Below are 19,212 nucleotides of genomic sequence, written 5' to 3' on the forward strand. Positions count from 1 at the left end.
GTACGGAAGCCGGTCTTCCGTACGCGGAGTCCGCCCGGGCGTCGGCAGTGCCAGGTTCTTCTCCTGAGCGACAGCTGTCAGCCGTCTGGCTGGAGCGGAGCCGGAGCCCGGGCCCGCGTGTCACCATGACTCCCGAGCGCTTCGCAACCAACACAGGGGGGGGAACGTGGGCAGCACCACGTCCGTTAAATGGTCCGGCTGGCGCAGCCGGATTGTCGAGATACCGGGCGCAGGGGACGGACGACCGGTCCTCTTGGAGTTCCGCGCGGGCTTCACCACGAGATTCGACCTGTCGACCGTGCGCAAGGGTCCCGATCATCAGCGGCCCCATGACACGCTCGTCACCCTCGGCCGGAGTGGACCGTCGCACATTGTCCTTCCGGCCGACTGCGATGCCCTCGCCATCTGGCGAATCACGGTGGGCAACGAGGGCGCCAGTGGCCTGGGCCGGTGGAAGGTGCGCATCGTGGACAGCGACGCGCTGCCTCAGCTCCCGACCAAAACAACCCGGGGAAAGGGAACCCAGACCTTCGGCTATTTCAGCCCCAAGCCGTACTTCGAATACGCCCCGGTTGTGCACTACGACTTCATCGACTCCCCCGGCACCATCATCTACACGCCGGCCGACGGCGGGAAGCAGCTGATCCGCTTCACCTCCGCTGCCAACCAGAAGGGCACCTTGCGCCTTCCGCAGCATGGATATGTCACCCTTTCCGAACACGGCAAGTGGCAAATCTCGGTGACCTGACCCGACCGATTTGAGCGCTTTCCATGATCAGATGGCGAGTCCCTGCGCGCACGAGGCGCGCCGTTGTTGAAGGTGACGGCCGACGGCTTCCCGCTGCCGTCGCTGGCGGCCGATCTCGCCCGCGCCGCTGACGAGTTGGAGACGGGCCGGGGTTTCGTCCTCGTACGTCGGCTGCCGGTCGAGCGCTACGACCCCGCGGCAGCCGCCGTTCTCCTCTGGGGTCTGGGCCGACACCTCGGCATCCCCGTGTCGCAGAACGCGACGGGGCACATGCTCGGCCACCTGACGGACGGGCCCACGGCCTCGGCGGCCCAGCCCCTGCGCACCGACGATGCCGACACGCTCGCTCTGCTGTGCCTGCGCACGTCCCGTACCGCGGGGCGCCTGCGACTGGCCAGTTCGGCGGCGGTCCACGACACGCTCCTTGCACATAGGCCCGAGTTGATCGACGGCCTCTATCGCACGCATTACCTCGACCGCCGCGGAGAACAGTCTCCCGGGCAGCTCCCCTGGCATGCGGTGCCCCTCGTGCACCGCGGCGGGGGAAAGCTCAGCCTGCGCTACGACCGTCGCCGCCTGGAATCGGCCCGGCGCCTGCCCGGAGTGCCGCGCCTGAGCCCGGACGACGTGGAGCTGTTCGACCTCATCGACACGTCCGCGGCCAGCCCGGAACTCCGTCTGGACGTCGCCCTCTGCGCAGGAGACCTGCTCCTCGTCAACAATCACGCGGTCCTGCATTCCCACACAGGGTTCGCTGACATCACGGGGGCCGAACAGGGCGCGCGGGCACTTCGGTTGTGGCTCACTCCGCACCAACCCCGCGCCCTGCCCTGGGACTTCTGGGGCGACGCACACTACGCCGACGGCACTCGCGGCGGGGTCGCGCCGCGCGATGTGATCACCCCGCAATCCCCCGCGACACCCGCGGGTTCGAACGACTTCCGCAACCCCGACGACTCCCACAATGCCCATGGAAGTGAATCCGCATGACCGACCTGTCCGCACTCCTGGCCCGATCCGTCCGACACCATGCTGACCGGACGGCCGTGCGGCAGGGCACGACCCGGCTCACGTACGCCCAGCTGGACGACCTGACCGGCCGGTTCGCCACGCTGCTGCGCTCCAAGGGCCTGCGCACAGGCGACCGGGTCGCGGTGGCCTTGCCCAATGTCGCCCAGTTTCCCGTCGTGTACTACGGCGTCCTGCGCGCCGGTGGCGTGGTGGTCCCGATGAACCCCCTGCTGAGGTCGGGCGAGATGGAGTTCGTCCTGCGCGACTGCGGTGCCCGCCTGATCGTCACCTCCCCCTCCTGCTCCGATGAGGCCGAAGCCGCGGCGGTCCGGGCCGGAGCGCAGTGTCTGATCGCGGATCCGGCGACGTTCGCCGCGTCGCTCCGTACGGTCCCGCCGCTGGCCGGGACACCCGATGCCTCCGACGACGACACCGCGGTGATCCTCTACACGTCCGGCACGACGGGGACACCGAAGGGCGCGGAGCTGACGCACCGCAACCTCGTGAGCAATGCGCTGACGACGGCGCGGACGCTGCTGCGCGTGGGCCCGGACGACGTCCTCTTCGGTGGTCTGCCCCTGTTCCACGCGTTCGGCCAGACCTGCGCCCTGAACACCTCCGTCGCGGCGGGCGCCTGCCTGTCCCTGCTGCCGCGTTTCGACGCCGCCGAGGCACTGGCGACACTGCGCCAGGACGAAGTGACCGTCTTCCTGGGCGTCCCCACGATGTACGGCGCGCTGCTCCGCCACGGAATCGAGCGGGAACTGCCGCGACTGCGACTGGCCGTCTCCGGCGGCGCCTCACTGCACGTCGAACTGCTGCACGCCGTGGAGCGGGAGCTTGGGGTCACCGTCCTGGAGGGGTACGGACTCTCGGAGACGTCGCCGGTGGCCTGCTTCAATCCGCCGGACCGGCCACGCAGGCCCGGTTCCATCGGGCTTCCCGTCCGCGGGGTCGAGCTGCGGCTCGTCGCGGACGACGGTTCCGTGGTCGGCCACGGTGAGGTCGGCGAGCTGGCGATCCGCGGCGAGAACGTGATGAAGGGGTACTGGAACCGGCCGGACGCAACCGCGGGCGCCTTCCGGGACGGCTGGTTCCACAGCGGCGATCTCGCGCGGGTCGACGAGCAGGGCTACTACTACGTCGTCGACCGCAAGAAGGACCTCGTCATCCGCGGCGGCTACAACGTCTATCCACGCGAGATCGAGGAGGTTCTGTACGGGCACCCGGACGTCGTCGAGGCCGCGGTGGTGGGGGTGCCCGACGCGGCGCGCGGTGAGGAGGTCGCCGCTGTCGTGGTGCTCAGGACCGGGGCCCGCGTCACGACGGACGAGCTGCGTGACTACGTACGACAGCGGGTGGCCCCCTACAAGTACCCGCGGATCGTGCGCTGCGTCGACGCACTCCCGAAAGGGGCGACCGGGAAGATCCTCAAGCGGGAGATCGTGGTCGGGCCGCCGATACCTCCGCCCGTCCGATGAGCGTTCCGCCGCTCCGGGCAGCAGTGGCCCCGCCACCCCACAACCGGCACCTGAGGGCACCCTGGTTCTGGCTAGATTTCATGGGCTTCTGTCGCAAATGGGGCGAGTAACGTCGTGGCTCCTCCCGCGGAGTACTCCGCGGTGGAAGGGGGATTGCCGTGACCTGGTTGGGGTGGGAAAGCTTAGGAGGGACTCTGACGAGCGGGCCCGCCGTCTCGTCGTGGACCTCGGGACGGCTGGACACGTTCGTGCGGGGTACGGACTCGGCTCTGTGGCACAAGTGGTTCCAGAACGGCTGGTCCGGCTGGGAGAGCCTCGGCGGCGTCCTCACCTCGGAGCCGGCCGCCGTGTCCTGGGGCAATGGTCGCATCGACGTCTTCGTGCGAGGTACGGACTCGGCTCTGTGGCACAAGTGGTTCCAGAACGGCTGGTCCGGCTGGGAGAACCTGGGCGGCGTCCTCACCAGCGCACCCACGGTGGCCAGTTGGAACAACGGACGCCTCGACGTCTTCGTGCGGGGCACGGACTCGGCCCTGTGGCACAAGTGGTTCCAGAACGGCTGGTCCGGCTGGGAGAGCCTCGGCGGCGTCCTCACCAGCGCACCCACGGCCGTGTCCTGGGGCAACGGCCGCATCGACGTCTTCGGCGCCGGCACCAATGCCGCCCTGTGGCACAAGTGGTTCCAGAACGGCTGGTCCGGCTGGGAGAACCTGGGCGGCGTCCTCACCAGCGCACCCACGGTGGCCAGTTGGAACAACGGACGCCTCGACGTCTTCGTGCGGGGCACGGACTCGGCCCTGTGGCACAAATGGTTCCAGAACGGCTGGTCCGGCTGGGAGAGCCTCGGCGGCGTCCTCACCAGCGCACCCACGGCCGTGTCCTGGGGGCCGAACCGGATCGACACGTTCGTCGCGGGTACCGACAGCGCGATGTGGCACCGGTGGTGGACACAGGTCCCCACCGTACGGCTGCACGCCAAGGTCCTCACCAGTCCGAACGTATCCATCGCAGACGCGGTGCAGCGGATGCGGGAGGTCTACGCGACCGCGGGCATCTCGGTCCAGCTGGCGTCCACGGAGAGCCTGAACCTGCCCGCACTCAACGACGTCGACGTGGGCCAGTGCGTCATGGGGCAGACGACAGCCGAGCAGAACCAGCTCTTCGGCAACCGCAACAACGCGGGCGCGAGCGACGTCGTCGTCTACTTCGTACGGTCTACGGTTCCGCCCTTCAACGGGTGCGCGGCCCATCCGGCCGGGCGTCCCGGCGCCGTCGTGGCGCAAGGCGCGACACAATGGACTCTGGGCCATGAGGTCGGACATGTCCTGGGCCTCAGGCATGTCAACGACAACAACCGGCTCATGACGGGAAACGGGACGTCCAACATCACCAACCCGCCTCCCGACCTGGTCTCCGACGAAGTGAAGACCATGCTCGACAGTCCGCTCACTCAGGACATCTAGGAGACGGCGATGAGCGTATCCATGCGCGATGTGCGAAGGGCACTCGACCCCGAGGAGCCCAACTACGCGGCCGCCGCACGCCTGGGCTCCGAGAGCCTGCCCCACCTGCGTGCGCTCGTCACCGGCGACGACGAGCTTCTCGCGGCGAAGGCGGCGTACGCAGCCAGCCTCCTGGACGGGGACACCGGCAAGGACGTCGTCGCGACCGCGGCACAGAGCGAGGTGCCGACGCTGCGGGTGGCGGCGGCCGGCGCCGCGGCGAACCTGCCGTCGGAGTCCGCCGCGGGCGTTCTCAGCGAACTGGTGGCCGATTCCGACCCCGGTGTGCGCAAAGTGGCCGTGGCCGCTGTTCCGGATGATGCTCCCGAGTCACTGACCTCGCTCATCCAGGAGGCGGCCGAGGAGGGCGGCACCGCGTCGCCGCCCGCTACTCCGGACGATGTGCAGGCGGCCACGAGTCCGATGCCGGGCGAGGATTCCAGTGCGGGTCTGATGCCGGGCGAAGGCGGCTCCTCCGGCCTGATGCCGGGTGAGCGTCCGGGCGGCGGCGACGGCATGGGCGACAACAACGGAACGGCACCGGCGCCGGGGAAGATGCCCGGCGAAGCCTGACCTGTCGGCGCGGCTATTCGGTCAGACAGCCCCCGCCTGGTCCTTACGGGCCAACAGCTGAATCGCCTTGAACTGCCGCCGGTCGGTGGGCTGAGGTTCGCGGACCATCCTGGCCACCTCCGCCATTCCCAACTCGCGCAGCATCGCGGCGAGGTGATCGGGCCACCACCTGTAGGCCGGTGCGACCGCGTGGTCGAAGACCTGCGTCGGGTGCGTCGGATCCTCGCTCGCCGAGAAGCCGACCAGAAGGTGGCCGCCGGGGGCCAGCACGCGGTGGAACTCCGCCAGGATGGCGGGGACTTCCCGCGGCGGCGTGTGGATGATGGACCAGCGTGAGAGCACGCCGCCAAGGGCGCCGTCGGCGATGTTCAACGCGGCCATCGAGCCCACCTCGAACCGCAGGCCCGGATAGGCCCCTCGAGCCAGCTCGATCATCGCGGGAGAGGCATCGACACCGAACGCCGCCAGCCCCAACTCGTCGAGATGGGCCGTGACATGACCGGGGCCACAGCCCAGGTCCGCGACCTCGCCGGGCCCGCTCGCCGTCACGGACTCGGCGAAGGCACCCAGGATCGCGCGGTCCAGCGGGCTGTCACGCAGTGAGTCGCGGAACAGGTGCGCATAGGTGTCCGCTGCATCGTCGTACGCATCGCGGGTTGCGGTGAGGGCATCGTGTTCGGCCATGCTCGCGACAGTAGTTGGTGACCCTTGGGCGATACGAGGGAGGGGGCGGCGGCGGCCGGGACGGGACAGAACGTCAGCGGAACATCAGCAGAACGTGAGCGGCGGGCACCAACCTGGTGATCAGGAACACGTTGAGCCTCCTAGGGCACACACGCAGTAGCTGATTATCTGGTCGACGAGGGGGTAGCGGTGCACGCTCATGTCTGCCGCGCTCGAACCCCCTGGGCCTTCATGGACGCAGAAGGAGCTCTAGCCCGTGCAGCAGCAGACCGTCGAGATTGTCCCTACGACCGAGCGGGTGCTGTTGTCCGTTCACACATCGGACCCCATTTCCCGGGCCGGAGTGCGCAGCCAGCTCCGTCAGTACGCGGAGATCGAGTTGGTGGACACCACCCAGCAGGACTGCGGCCAGGTCGCCCTGCTCGTCGCCTGCTCCGTGGACGAGACGACTCTGCTGAGCCTGCGCACACTCGTCCGCGTCAAGGGCGTCCGGGCGGTCCTGGTGGTGGACCGGATGCGGGAGGCCGATCTGTTGGACGTCGCCGGGTGCGGCGTCACCTCGATCGTGTGGCGACGCGAGGCCACGCCGGCGCGGCTGCTGCGGGCCGTGCTCGCCGCCCACCGGGGTGAGGGTGACTTACCGGCCGATTTATTGGGCACCTTCCTCACTCGCATGGGACAGCTCAACAGCAGCACACCAGGTCCGGCCGGACTCCCCACGATGGGCATGACCCCGCGTGAGGTCGAAGTCCTGCAGTTGGTGGCGGAGGGCCTTGACACCGGTCAGATAGCGGTGAAGCTCGCGTATTCCGAACGGACGGTGAAGAACGTCCTGCAGACTCTCACCTCCCGCCTCCAGCTGCGCAACCGCACCCACGCGGTGGCCTACGCGGTGCGTGCGGGCTACATCTGAGGTCCGCACGTGAGGCACGCACACGGTCGCGTCGACCGCGTACGACCGCTCACAGCCGCGACGGGGGCTGGACCAACTCCTCGTCCAACCCCCGCCTCTCTTACGCCTGTCCGACTGCTACGGCACTGCGCAGCCCCTCGCGCGTAAGCGAGATCACTTCCGCCGCTCGCGAGCTGAGGAAGAAGTGGCCCCCGCGGAACGTGTGGATCGCGAACGCGGCGTTCGTGTGGGAGCGCCACGCGTCGGCTTCGAGGACCGTCGACTTCGGGTCCGCGTCGCCTATCAGGGCGGTGATCGGGCATTCGATGGTCGCGGTCACGGGCACGGAGCCGTACGTCTCGATGGCGCGGTAGTCGCTGCGGATCGAGGGCAGCACCATCCGCAGCAGTTCCTCGTCACCGAGTACTTGGGCGTCGGTGCCGCTCATGGACTTCATCTCGGCCACGATGCCGTCGTCGTCCCGCTGGTGGACGTTCTCCACGCGTCGCGTCGACGGTGCGCGCCTGCCGGAGGCGAACAGCATCGCGGGCTTGTGGCCCTTCTCCTCCAGCCTGCGCGCGACCTCGAACGCGAGGATCGCGCCCATGCTGTGCCCGAAGAGCACGACGGGCCGGTCGAACAGCTGCTCGAGCACGGGCGCGATCCGGTCGGCGAGCACGCCTATGTCGTCCACGTTCGGCTCGGAGCGCCGGTCCTGACGGCCGGGGTACTGCAGGGCCACCACGTCGCAGTCGCTCTGCAGCGCGGCCGAGACGGGGAAGTAGAAGGTCGCCGATCCGCCCGCGTGCGGGAAGCACACCAGCCGGACCGGGGCCTCGGGTGCGGGGTGGAACCGGCGGAGCCAGAGGTCACTGCCGTCGGTAACAGTCATGTTGATCGTCCGTTCTGCTGTGGTTGTCGTACGCGGCTCTGCTGTGCTTGTCGCACGCAGCGTGCTGCCGTGAAGGGTGGGTCTTTGGTTGCGCTCAGCGGGAGTCGGTGCCCCGGTCGTCGGCCAGCCAGTCCCGTACGGCCAGTGCCGTCGACTCCGAGTGGTCGTCCATGATCGTGAAGTGGTCGCCGGGGACGTCGGCGTCCTCGTGCGGCAGGGGCCACTGGGGGCGCCAGTCGTCCTCGGTCTCCAGCGCCTGCGACTCCCCCGGCGGGAAGGTGGCGTGCACGTACAGCGTCGGGGTGTCGATCGGCTCGGGCTCCCAGTCGCCGAACACGCGCAAGTAACCTCCCTGCCCTGTCAGTTGCGCGCCCGACATGAGCTCGAACGCCTCACTGGTGGCCGCGCGCTGCCGCAGCGCCTCCTCGAGCCGGCCCTCGAACGAGTTCGTCGCCGTATAGGTGTCGACGAGCACCACCGCCGCCGGTGAGATGCCCTCCTGTTCGAGCAGCGCGGCGACCGCGTTGGCCAGCCAGCCGCCCGACGAGTAGCCGACGAGCACGAACGGCCCGTCGCCTGCCTGCCTCTTGACGGCCTCGGCCTGGAAACGCACGACCGCTTCCCTGGTCGCGGGCAGCGCCTCCCCCGCCGCGAAGCCGGGGTTGGGCAGCACGGTCACGTCCCGCTCGCCCGCGAACACGGGGGCGAAGCGGCCGAAGTAGTGCGGGCCGGACGGCGCCATCGTCGGCGGGAGGCAGAGCAGCGGGGTTCCGGGCCCGGTCGCCAGCGTGACCGGCGGCAGTGCGGGCACCTCGTCCGGCGTCTCGAACACCGGACGCACCCGCGCGGCGGCGTTCACCATCTGCCACCCCTCCTCGTACAGGCCGAGGTCGCAGGCCTGCCGGTACAGGCCGGTGAGCGTGTCCTCCACCGCCAGGGCAGCGGTCGAGGCGGGGGCGTCATCGGCCCCGGCTCCCGATGCGAGTTCGCGCCGGAGGTAACCGGCGAGCGCCGGTCCTGTCGGCTGGTCGAACACGACGGTGGTGGGCAGCCGGAGCCCGGTCGCGCCGGCGAGCCGGTTGCGCAGTTGGAGCGCGGTCAAGGAGTCAAGGCCGAGCTGGGTCAGGGCGCCGGAGACATCGAGCTCCTCCGGCGCGTAGCCGAGCACGGCCGCCGTCTGGTCCCGGACGAGCAGCAGGAGTTCCCTCCCCTGCTCCTCCTCCGTGAGACCGGCCAGCCGCTGCGCCAGCGGCTCCTCGCTCGCCGCGGCCGCCTTGGTGGCCCGCGGGCGCACGAGGCCGCGCAGCAGCGGAGGCACCTCGTCGGGCCCGCCGCGCAGCGCTCCGAGGTCGAGCCGCATCGGCACCACGACCGCGTCGTCCGCCGCGCATCCGAGGTCGAACAGCGCGAGGCCCTGCTCCTCGGTCAGTCCCCCGACACCGGAGCGCGAAAGGCGCGCCAGGTCGGCCTCCGCCATGTCGCCGGTCATCGCGCTCGCCGTCTCCCACAGGCCCCACGCCAGTGACATCGCAGGGAGTCCGGCGGCCCTGCGGTGGTGGGTGAGCGCGTCGACGAACGCGTTGGCCGCCGCGTAGTTGCCCTGCCCGGGGCCTCCGAGGATGCCCGCAGCCGAGGAGAACAGCACGAACGCGGACAGGTCCAGGTCACGGGTCAGCTCGTGCAGATTCCAGGCCGCGTCGACCTTGGGCCGGAACACCCTGTCGACCTGATCCGGGGTCAGCGAGGTGATCGTGCCGTCGTCCAGGACGCCCGCCGAGTGCACCACGCCGGTCAGCGGGTGGTCCGCGGGCACCGCGGCAAGGAGTTCCTTCAGCGCGCCCGGATCGGTGACGTCGCAGGCGGCGAGCGTCACGTGCGCGCCGAGGTCGGTCAGTTCGGCGCGGAGGTCTTCCGCTCCGGGTGCGGCGGCGCCGCTGCGGCTGGCGAGGACGAGGTGCCGGACGCCGTGCTCTGCCACGAGATGCCGGGTGACGAGGCCGCCGATCATGCCGGTGGCGCCGGTCACCAGGACGGTGCCACCGGGTGCGAACTCGATTCCGGACTCCGCGTCGGACGGCCTCACGCGAGCGATCCGCGGCACCAGCACGTCACCTGTGCGCAGAGCCAGTTGCGGCTCGGCAGCGGCGAGAGCTGCGGGCAGCGCAGGCCAGGAGGTGTCGTGCCCGTCCACGTCGACCAGCGTGAACCGGTCGGGGTTCTCGGACTGCGCCGACCGGATCAGTCCCCACACCGCCGCGTCGGCGATGTCGGGCACGTCCTCGTCGGGTCCGGTCGCGGTGGCCCCGCGGGTCACGAAGACGAGGCGCGATGCGAGGAACCGGTCGTCGGCAAGCCACTCCTGGGCAAGGCGCAGCGCGCGCAGGGCAGCGGTACGGGCCGCGGCGACCGGGTCCGCGTCGTCGTCGGCGCACGGGACGACGACGACGCCCGGCACACCGGCCTCGGCGAGGGCCGCGAGGCTTTCGTGCTCCTCGACGGCGATGCCGGCCGCGGTGAGGCCCGCGCCGACCTTCAGGTCGTCGGGACCGACGACTGCGCAACCGCGGGCGGGAGCAGGGGTGGCCGCACGGGTCGGTGCGGCCACCCACTCCAGCCGGAACAGTGAATCGCGGTGGCGCGCACCCCATTGGTCCGCGGCGATCGGCCGCAGGACCAGGGATGCGACCGTCGCCAGGGGGTTCCCCTGAACGTCGGTCAGTTCCAGGGAGACGGCATCGGGTCCGGCCGTTGTGAGCCGTACCCGCGCCGCTGTGGCACCGGTCGCGTGCCATCGGATCCCGCTCCAGGAGAACGGGAGCCGGGGACGACCGGCGTCTTCGACGAGGCCGCCGAGCATGCAGGCGTGCAGCGCGGCGTCGAGCAGCGCCGGGTGGAGGCCGAACGACGCGGCGTCCCGGTGCTGGTCCTCGTCAAGCTCTATCTCGGCGTACACGGCGCCCTCGCCGCGCCATGCCGCTCTGAGGCCCTGGAAGGCGGGCCCGTAGGCGAACCCGGCCCCTTCCAGGCTGTCGTAGAGGCCGTCGATGTCGACGGGCTCGGCTCCGACGGGCGGCCACTGCGTGACCGCTGCCGGCTCGACGGGGGCTCCCGTCGTGAGGAAGCCGGTGGCGTGCCGGGTCCAGTCGGCTCCGGCGGCGGGATCGTCCGGGCAGGAGTCGATGCTCAGCGCCCGCCGGTCGGAGCCGTCGTCGCCGCCGACCGTCACCCGCAGGCGTACTCCGCCGCGTTCGGGCAGCACCAGCGGTGCGGAAAGGGCCAGCTCTTCCACCTCGTCGAGGCCGAGCCTGCCGCCCGCCGCGAGCGCGATCTCCGCGAAGGCGGTGCCGGGCAGGAGCGTCGTCCGTGCGACGGCGTGGTCGGCGAGCCACGGGTGAGTGTCCGTGCCCAGCCTGCCGGTGCACACCAGGCCCTGCTCGTCGGCCAGCTCCACGGCGGCGCCGAGCAGCGGGTGGTCGGCGTCCGCGAGGCCGAGACCACCGGCCGCTTCGACGAAGCGCAGGTCACGGGGGACGTCGAGCCAGTAGTGCTTGCGCTGGAAGGGGTAGGTGGGCAGGTCGACGGGCCGCCCCGCGGGCACCACGGCACGCCAGTCGAACGGCAGGCCCCCTACGTACGCCTCGGCGGCGGAGAGCAGGAAGCGGTCGAGGCCGCCCTCGTCCCGGCGCAGCGTGCCCACCATGACGGCATCGCCACCGGTGGCCTCCACCGTCTCGGACACGCCGATGGTGAGGACAGGGTGCGGGCTGCACTCGACGAACACGCCGACCCCGTGGTCGAGCAGACCGCGGGTCGCGTCCTCGAACCGCACGGTGTTCCGCAGGTTCTGATACCAGTACTCGGCACCGACCTCGGTCCCGGTCAGCCACTCCCCCGTCACCGTGGAGAGCATCGGCACGCTCGCGGCCATCGGCTCGACCCCGACCAGCACGCCCGCCAACGCCTCCTGGATACGCTCCACATGCGGAGAGTGCGACGCGTAGTCCACGGGCACGCGACGGGCGCGCACCTCGTCGGCGGCACAGGACTCCATCAGCTCGTCCAGGGCATCGGCATCACCCGCCACCACCACCGAACCGGGGCCATTCACAGCAGCGACAGATATGCGTCCGTCCCACCGCGCGATCCGCTCACGCGCCTGGTCGGCCGTGACCGCGAGGGACACCATGCCGCCCTGACCCGAGAGCGCCAGGATCGCCTTGCTGCGCAGCGCGACCACCTTGGCCGCATCCTCCAGCGACAGCGCCCCCGCCACATGCGCGGCGGCGATCTCGCCCTGGCTGTGGCCCACCACCGCGTCCGGCTCCACACCGTACGAACGCCACAACGCCGCCAGCGACACCATCACCGCCCACAAAGCGGGCTGCACGACATCCACCCGCTCCAACGCGGCGCCATCAGCCAGCGCCTCGTGCAACGACCAGTCCACATACGGAGCCAGCGCATCAGCACAGGCATCGAGAGAGGCACGGAACACCGGCGAGGACTCCGCCAACTCCGCACCCATACCCAGCCACTGCGAACCCTGACCCGGGAACACAAACGCCACCTTGCCCGCAGCCCGCGCCACACCCACCGCCACACGAGCCGACTCAGCACCACCCGCCACCGCCGCCAACGCATCGGCACCACCCGAAACCACCACAGCCCGGTGATCGAACACCGACCGCGACAGCAAGGCATCCGCCACATCCACCAGCGCCGCCCCCTCCACCGCAGTGGCGAGTTGGGCGGCATGGGCACGCAAGGCAGCTTCCGAACGCGCGGAGAAGACCAGCGGAACCGGCACGGACACCGACGCGGAGGCGGCAGCGGAAGCGGCCGGGGTCTCGTCGGGCGACGTCGCGTCCGGCGTCAACTCCTCGTACTCCGGGGCCTGTTCAAGAATGGTGTGTGCGTTCGTCCCGCTCACACCGAACGACGACACACCCGCCCTGCGCGGTCGGCCGACGGACGGCCATGGACGGGTCTCCGTCAGTACGTCGACCTCGCCCGCCGACCAGTCCACGTGCGAGGAGCGTTCGTCGACGTGCAGCGACTTCGGCAGTTCGGCGTGTCGCAGCGCCATCACCATCTTGATGACGCCACCGACACCGGCAGCCGCCTGCGTGTGGCCGATGTTCGACTTCAGCGACCCGAGCCACAGGGGCTCTCCGGCACGGTCCTGGCCGTAGGTGGCAAGGAGGGCCTGGGCCTCGATCGGGTCGCCCAGGGTCGTGCCGGTGCCGTGCGCCTCGACCGCGTCCACGTCGGACGGGGTCAGGCCCGCGTTCGCCAGGGCCTGGCGGATGACGCGCTGCTGCGAGGGGCCGTTCGGCGCGGTGAGACCGTTGGACGCGCCGTCCTGGTTCACCGCCGAGCCCCGCACGACCGCGAGGACGCGGTGTCCGTTGCGCCGGGCGTCCGAGAGCCGTTCCAGTACGAGCATGCCGATGCCCTCGCCCCAGCCGGTGCCGTCGGCGCTCTCGGAGAACGCCTTGCAGCGCCCGTCCGGAGCCAGGCCACGCTGCCTGCTGAACTCCACGAAGGTCGCCGGGCTCGCCATCACCGTCACGCCGCCCGCGAGGGCCAGCGTGCACTCACCGGAGCGCAGCGCCTGGGCCGCCAGGTGCATCGCCACAAGGGACGACGAGCACGCCGTGTCCACGGTCACCGCGGGCCCTTCGAGGCCGAAGACGTAGGACACGCGGCCGGACGCCACGCTGCCGGAGCTGCCGACGCCGAGCTGGCCCTCGAAGCCTTCCGGAGAGCGGCCGAGCCGGGCGGCGTAGTCGTTGTACATCACGCCCGCGAACACGCCGGTCGCGCTGCCCCGCAGCGACTTGGGGTCGATGCCGGCCCGCTCGAACGCCTCCCAGGAGGTCTCGAGGAGCAGTCGCTGCTGCGGGTCGACCGCGAGCGCCTCGCGCGGCGACATGCCGAAGAACGCGGGGTCGAACTCGGCGGCGTCGTGCAGGAAGCCGCCCGACCTGACGGTGCTGGTGCCGGTGTTCTCGGGGTCGGGGTCGTAGAGCGCCTCGACGTCCCAGCCCCGGTTGTCGGGGAAGTCGGACACCGCGTCGCGGCCCTCGGCGACAAGCCGCCACAGGTCCTCCGACGAGCGCACTCCGCCGGGGTAGCGGCAGCTCATTCCAACGATGGCGATCGGCTCGTCGTCGGCGGCGGCCGCGGCGACGGTCGCCGTCCGCGTCTCGTCGTCGCCGAGCAGCGTGGCGCGCAGGTGCTTCGCGAGGGCCAGAGGCGTCGGGTAGTCGAAGACCAGCGTGGCGGGCAGGCGCAGGCCGGTGGCCGCGTCGAGCCGGTTGCGCAGTTCGACCGCGGTCAGCGAGTCGAACCCGAGCTCGTCGAAGGCCCGCTCCGCCTCCACCGCGGCGGCGGACGCGTGGCCGAGCACGGCGGCGACACAGGTGCATACGAGGTCGAGCACGGCCGGGAGGCGCTCCTCCACCGGCAGGGCGGAGATCCGCGCCGCCAGGCCACCGTCGGCCTTGGCGGCCTCGGGGCGCGCCGTGCGCACGAGCGCGCGGAGCAGGGAGGGTACGGCCTCGGGGCGGGCCCGCAGCGGGGCCAGGTCGAGGCGCATGGGTACGGCCACGGCGGACGGCAGCGCGAGGGCGGCGTCGAAAAGGCGCAGCCCCTCATCCGCGGAGAGACCGGCGACACCGGCCCGTGCGAGGCGGCCGCGGTCGGTCTCGGCCAGCTCGTCGGTCATGCCGCTCGCGTCCGCCCACAGGCCCCATGCCATCGACGTCGCGGGCAGGCCCTGCGCTCGCCGGTGCTGGGCGAGTGCGTCCAGGAACGCGTTGGCCGCCGAGTAGTTGGCCTGGCCCGCGTTGCCGAAGGTGCCGGCGGCGGAGGAGAAGAGCACGAACGCGGACAGGTCCAGGTCGCGGGTCAGCTCGTGCAGGTGCCGGGCGGCGTCGACCTTGGGCCGGAACACGGTGTCGATCCGTTCCGGGGTCAGCGATTCGATCACGCCGTCGTCCAGGACACCCGCCGCGTGAACGACGGCCGTGACGGGGTGCTCGGCGAGGAGCGCCGCCACCGCGTCGCGATCCGCCACGTCGCAGGCGACGGCGGTGACGTCGGCGCCCAGAGCCACCAACTCGTCGTGCAGGTCGCCGACTTGTCCGCGCCTGCTCGCAAGGACCAGGCGGCGCACCCCGTGTCGTACGACCAGATGGCGGGCCACAAGGCCGCCCAGTGTCCCGCTCGCACCGGTCACAAGAACCGGACCGGCACCGAAGTCCGGCCCGTCTTCATTTGCGGGACGGGCCCGCACGAGCCTCGGCGCCAGCAATTCACCGGCGTGCAGGGCCAGTTGAGGCTCACCTGTCGCGACGGCGCCCAACAGGGCGTGGGCCTCGTCCGCCGACCAGTCGGTGTTGATGTCGGTGTCGGTGTTGATGTCGGTGTCGGTGTCGATGAGCACGAACCGGCCGGGGTGCTCGGACTGCGCCGCGCGCACAAGGCCCCACACCGGGGCGTTGGCCAGGTCGAGGACATCCTCGTCGTGGCCGGACGCCACCGCGCCGCCGGTGACGAACACCAGTTGCGCCGAGCCGAACCGGTCGTCGGCGAGCCAGGCACGTATCAGGGCCAGCGCCCGGTGCGTCGCCTCCGCGGGGTTCGCGGCCGGAGGCACGGGGGCGAACACGAGGTCCGGCACCTCGGCCTCCGCCAGCGCGGCCAGGTCCGCGTCGCCCAGGACCGCCCAGCGGGAGGCGGCCGATTCGGCGGGCCTCACCTGCGTCCAGTCGACCCGGAACAGCGAGTCGAGGCGGTCGCCGGTGAGGCCGTCCGTCGACAGTGGCCGCAGCGACAGTTCCTCGACCGAGGCGACGGGGGCACCCGTGCCGTCCGTCAGCGCGATCGCGACGCCCGATGCGCCCGCCGGGGACAGCCGCCCCCGCACCGCGGACGCGCCGCTGCTGTGCAGCCGCACGCCGCGCCAGGAGTACGGCAGGTGCAGCCGCTCCGTGTCGGTGACGAAGTCGCCGAGGCCGATGGCGTGCAGCGCGGAGTCGAGCAGCGCGGGGTGCAGTCCGAAGGCGCCCGCACTGTCCTGGTCGGGCAGCTCCAGCTCCACGAACACCTCGTCGCCATGCCGCCACGCCGCGCGCAGGCCGCGGAACGCGGGCCCGTAGCCGAGTCCGGACGCGGCGAGGTCGTCGTAGCGGCCCTCGATGTCGATGCGTTCGGCTCCGGCGGGCGGCCAGGCGCCGGTGTCGGCGGCCGGGGCCGCCGCTCCCGACGCGAGCGTGCCGAAGGCGTGCCGCGTCCACGGCTCGTCGTCGGGTGCGTCGTCGGCCCGTGAGTAGACGCTCAGGGCGCGGCGGCCCGACTCGTCCGGTGCCCCGACGGACACCTGGAGCCGTACCGCGCCGTCCGCGGGCAGGACCAGCGGCGCCGCCAGCGTCAGCTCCTCCACCTGGTCGAGCCCGACCTGGTCGCCGGCCCTGATCGCCAGCTCCACCAGCGCGGCGCCGGGTACGAGGACCACGCCGCCGACGGTGTGGTCGGCCAGCCACGGGTGCGTGGCCAGGGAGAGCCTGCCGGTGAGCAGGGCGCCCTCCTCGTCGGCGAGGGTGACCGCGGCGCCGAGGAGCGGGTGGTCGGCGGGCCGCAGGCCCACCGAGGTCATGTCTCCCACGTGCGCGCCGACGTCCAGCCAGTACCTGGTGCGCTGGAAGGGGTACGTGGGCAGGTCGGTGCGCCGGGCGCCTCGGCCCGCGAACACCGCCTGCCAGTCGAGTGCGACACCCCGCACGTGCAGTGCCGCGACCGCGGAGGTGAGCGTGGCGCCCTCGGGCCGGTTCGCGCGTGCGCCTGCGACGAGGAGCGCGCCCTCGTCGGCGCAGTCGCGGCCCGCCGCGGTCAGGACCGCGTCGGGGCCCAGCTCCAGGAAGTTGGTGACGCCCTGCTCGCCCAGGCACCGCACGCCGTCGAGGAACCGCACCGCCTCGCGCACGTGGCGCACCCAGTGCTCCGGGTCGCGTGCCTGTGCCGGGGTCAGGACGGCGCCGGTCAGGGTGGACACCACCGGGATCGCCGGAGTCCCGTACGTGATGGTCCGGGCGACGGCGCGGAAGTCGTCGAGTACGGCGTCCACGTGCGGTGAGTGGAACGCGTGACTGACCTTCAGGTACCGGGTCTTGCCGCCGCGCTCCCGCCATGCGGCGTCGATCGCGGCCACGGCGTCGGCGTCACCCGCGATCACGGTGGACTCGGGGCCGTTGACCGCCGCGACATCCACCGTGCCGCCGTGCTCGGCGACGAGGCGGCGGACGGTGTCCTCGTCCGCGCGCAGCGACAGCATCGCCCCGCCCTCGGGCAGCGCGCCCATCAGCCTGCCGCGGGCGGCGACGAGCGTGCACGCGTCGGCGAGGGAGAACACGCCCGACACGTGGGCGGCCGCCAGCTCGCCGATGGAGTGGCCCGCGAGGAACTGCGGGGTGAGACCCCACGCGGTGACCAGGCGGAACAGCGCCACTTCGATCGCGAACAGCGCGGGCTGCGTGTAGGTCGTCAGGTCGAGCAGGGCGGCGGTCCCGGTGCCGGGCTCGGCGAAGAGCACGTCCCGGAGCGGTCGGTCCAGGTGCGGGTCCAGGCCCGCGCAGATCTCGTCGAGGGCCTGCGCGAACACGGGGAACTCCCCGTACAACTCGCGCCCCATGCCGAGGCGTTGGCTGCCCTGTCCGCTGAACAGGAACGCGAGCTTGCCGCGCGTACCGACCGTGCCGCGCACCAGGTTCGGTGCCTCGACACCTCCGGCCAGGGCCTCAAGGCCGCGCAGCAGTTCCGCGCGGTCCGCGCCGACGACGGCGGCGCGGTGCTCGAGCGCGGTCCTGCTCAGGGCGAGCGAGTAGCCGACGTCCACCGGTGTCTCGTCCCGGCCGTCCAGGTGGGACACCAGGGCGGCGGCGCGCTCGCGCAGGGCGGCGGGGTCGTTGCCGGAGAGGACCCACGGCACGGCGTCGGCCAGGACGGGGTCGACGGGGGCGAGTGGCTCCCCCGGCTCGTCGTCGGCGTCCTCGGCCGGGGCCTGTTCGAGGACGACGTGGGCGTTGGTTCCGCTGATGCCGAAGGACGACACCGCTGTCCTGCGCGGCTGCCCCGTCTCAGGCCACGGCCGCGCCTCGGTCAGCAGTTCCACGGCGCCCGCCGACCAGTCGACGTGCCGGGAGCGCTCGCCGACGTGCAGGGTCGGCGGCAGCACGCCGTGCCGCATCGCCATGACCGTCTTGATCACGCCCGCGACGCCTGCGGCGGCCTGGGTGTGCCCGATGTTGGACTTCACCGAACCGAGCCACAACGGCCGGTCGGCAGTGCGGTCCTGGCCATATGTCGCAAGGAGCGCCTGGGCCTCGATCGGGTCACCGAGCGTGGTGCCGGTGCCGTGCGCCTCGACCGCGTCGACCTGGGCTGCGGTCAGCCCGGCACTGTCGAGCGCCTGCCGGATCACGCGCTGCTGCGACGGACCGTTGGGCGCGGTGAGGCCGTTGGAAGCGCCGTCCTGGTTGACCGCCGAGCCCCGCACGACCCCAAGGACGGTGTGGCCGTTGCGCCGGGCGTCGGAGAGACGCTCCAGGAGCAGCATGCCGGCGCCCTCACCCCAGCCTGTGCCGTCGGCGTCCTCGGAGAAGGACTTGCACCGGCCGTCCGCGGCGAGGCCGCGCTGCTTGCTGAAGCCGATGAACGTGTCCGGGGTCGCCATCACGGTGACACCGCCCGCGAGGGCGAGCGTGCACTCACCCGACCGCAGCGCCTGGGCCGCCAGGTGCAGCGTGACCAGGGACGACGAGCAGGCGGTGTCCACCGTGACGGCGGGCCCCTCAAGGGCGAACGTGTACGACACACGGCCGGAGGCGACGCTGCCGAAGCTGCCGGTGCCGAGGAAGCCCTCCACTCCCTCCGGCACCGACCGCAGCCGCGACGTGTAGTCGTGGTACATCACTCCGGCGAACACGCCCGTCCTGCTGCCGCGCAGCGACGACGCGTCGATCCCGGCCCGCTCGAACGCCTCCCAGGAGGTCTCGAGGAGCAACCGCTGCTGCGGGTCCATCGCAAGCGCCTCGCGCGGCGATATCCCGAACACGCCGGGGTCGAACTCGGCCGCGTCGTGCAGGAATCCGCCTTCGGTGCGGAACGCGCGGTCGGGGTCCTCGGGGTCGGACAGTTCGACCTCGCCCCAGCCCCGGTCGGCGGGAAACGCCGTCACGCCGTCGCGACCGTTCGCGACCAGCTCCCACAGGTCCTCGGGGGAGCGTACGTCGCCGGGGTAGCGGCAGCTCATGCCGATGATCGCCACCGGCTCCTGCTCGCCCTCCTCGACCTCGCGCAGGCGCCTGCGGGTGTCACGCAGGTCCGCGGTGACCCGCTTCAGGAAATAGCGGAGCTTGTCCTCGTTG

9 protein-coding genes and 1 pseudogene are annotated in these 19,212 nt (G+C 71.6%); 6 read left to right on the forward strand and 4 right to left on the reverse strand.

Annotated features, from left to right (window positions below; all coding sequences use genetic code 11):
- Positions 1-166: 166 nt before the first annotated feature.
- The 5 genes from AC07AG_RS27890 to AC07AG_RS27910 all read left to right on the forward strand — a co-directional run bounded on the left by AC07AG_RS27890 (position 167) and on the right by AC07AG_RS27910 (position 5,315).
- Positions 167-748 carry a hypothetical protein gene (locus AC07AG_RS27890; RefSeq protein WP_478758692.1) on the forward strand — a complete coding sequence of 194 codons (582 nt, stop codon included), beginning with the start codon at positions 167-169 and terminating at the stop codon, positions 746-748.
- A 72-nt stretch (positions 749-820) separates the two neighbouring features.
- Positions 821-1,738: a TauD/TfdA family dioxygenase gene (locus AC07AG_RS27895; protein ID WP_478758793.1), complete on the forward strand. Its 918-nt coding sequence runs from the start codon at positions 821-823 to the stop codon at positions 1,736-1,738.
- Complete coding sequence (locus tag AC07AG_RS27900) at positions 1,735-3,240, forward strand: long-chain-fatty-acid--CoA ligase (protein ID WP_478758694.1); 1,506 nt, start codon at positions 1,735-1,737, stop codon at positions 3,238-3,240. The genes AC07AG_RS27895 and AC07AG_RS27900 overlap by 4 nt, the downstream gene beginning before the upstream one ends.
- A gap of 158 nt (positions 3,241-3,398) precedes the next feature.
- Positions 3,399-4,703: a DUF8189 domain-containing protein gene (locus AC07AG_RS27905; protein WP_478758696.1), complete on the forward strand. Its 1,305-nt coding sequence runs from the start codon at positions 3,399-3,401 to the stop codon at positions 4,701-4,703.
- Between the two features lie 9 nt (positions 4,704-4,712).
- Complete coding sequence (locus AC07AG_RS27910) at positions 4,713-5,315, forward strand: hypothetical protein (protein WP_478758698.1); 603 nt, start codon at positions 4,713-4,715, stop codon at positions 5,313-5,315.
- Positions 5,316-5,336: 21 nt separating this feature from the next.
- Here the strand turns inward: AC07AG_RS27910 and AC07AG_RS27915 are convergent, their stop codons facing one another.
- Positions 5,337-5,999 (reverse strand): class I SAM-dependent methyltransferase, encoded by a 663-nt coding sequence (locus AC07AG_RS27915; RefSeq protein WP_478758700.1) that lies wholly within the window; start codon positions 5,997-5,999, stop codon positions 5,337-5,339.
- A 256-nt stretch (positions 6,000-6,255) separates the two neighbouring features.
- On the opposite strand from AC07AG_RS27915, the gene AC07AG_RS27920 reads away from it, so the two are divergent.
- Positions 6,256-6,912 carry a helix-turn-helix transcriptional regulator gene (locus AC07AG_RS27920; RefSeq protein WP_478758702.1) on the forward strand — a complete coding sequence of 219 codons (657 nt, stop codon included), beginning with the start codon at positions 6,256-6,258 and terminating at the stop codon, positions 6,910-6,912.
- Positions 6,913-7,012: 100 nt separating this feature from the next.
- Here AC07AG_RS27920 and AC07AG_RS27925 read toward each other — a convergent pair whose 3' ends face one another.
- The 3 genes and pseudogenes from AC07AG_RS27925 to AC07AG_RS27935 all read right to left on the reverse strand — a co-directional run.
- Positions 7,013-7,783, reverse strand: coding sequence for a thioesterase II family protein (locus AC07AG_RS27925; protein ID WP_478758704.1), 771 nt, complete (start codon positions 7,781-7,783; stop codon positions 7,013-7,015).
- A gap of 94 nt (positions 7,784-7,877) precedes the next feature.
- On the reverse strand, positions 7,878-8,645 hold the full coding sequence (locus AC07AG_RS27930; RefSeq protein ID WP_478758794.1) for an alpha/beta fold hydrolase: 768 nt from the start codon (positions 8,643-8,645) through the stop codon (positions 7,878-7,880).
- A gap of 108 nt (positions 8,646-8,753) precedes the next feature.
- A pseudogene (locus tag AC07AG_RS27935) lies at positions 8,754-19,187 on the reverse strand (type I polyketide synthase); the annotation flags it as partial.
- Positions 19,188-19,212 lie beyond the last annotated feature (25 nt).

The organism is Streptomyces sp. NPDC044044 (genome assembly GCF_056434405.1).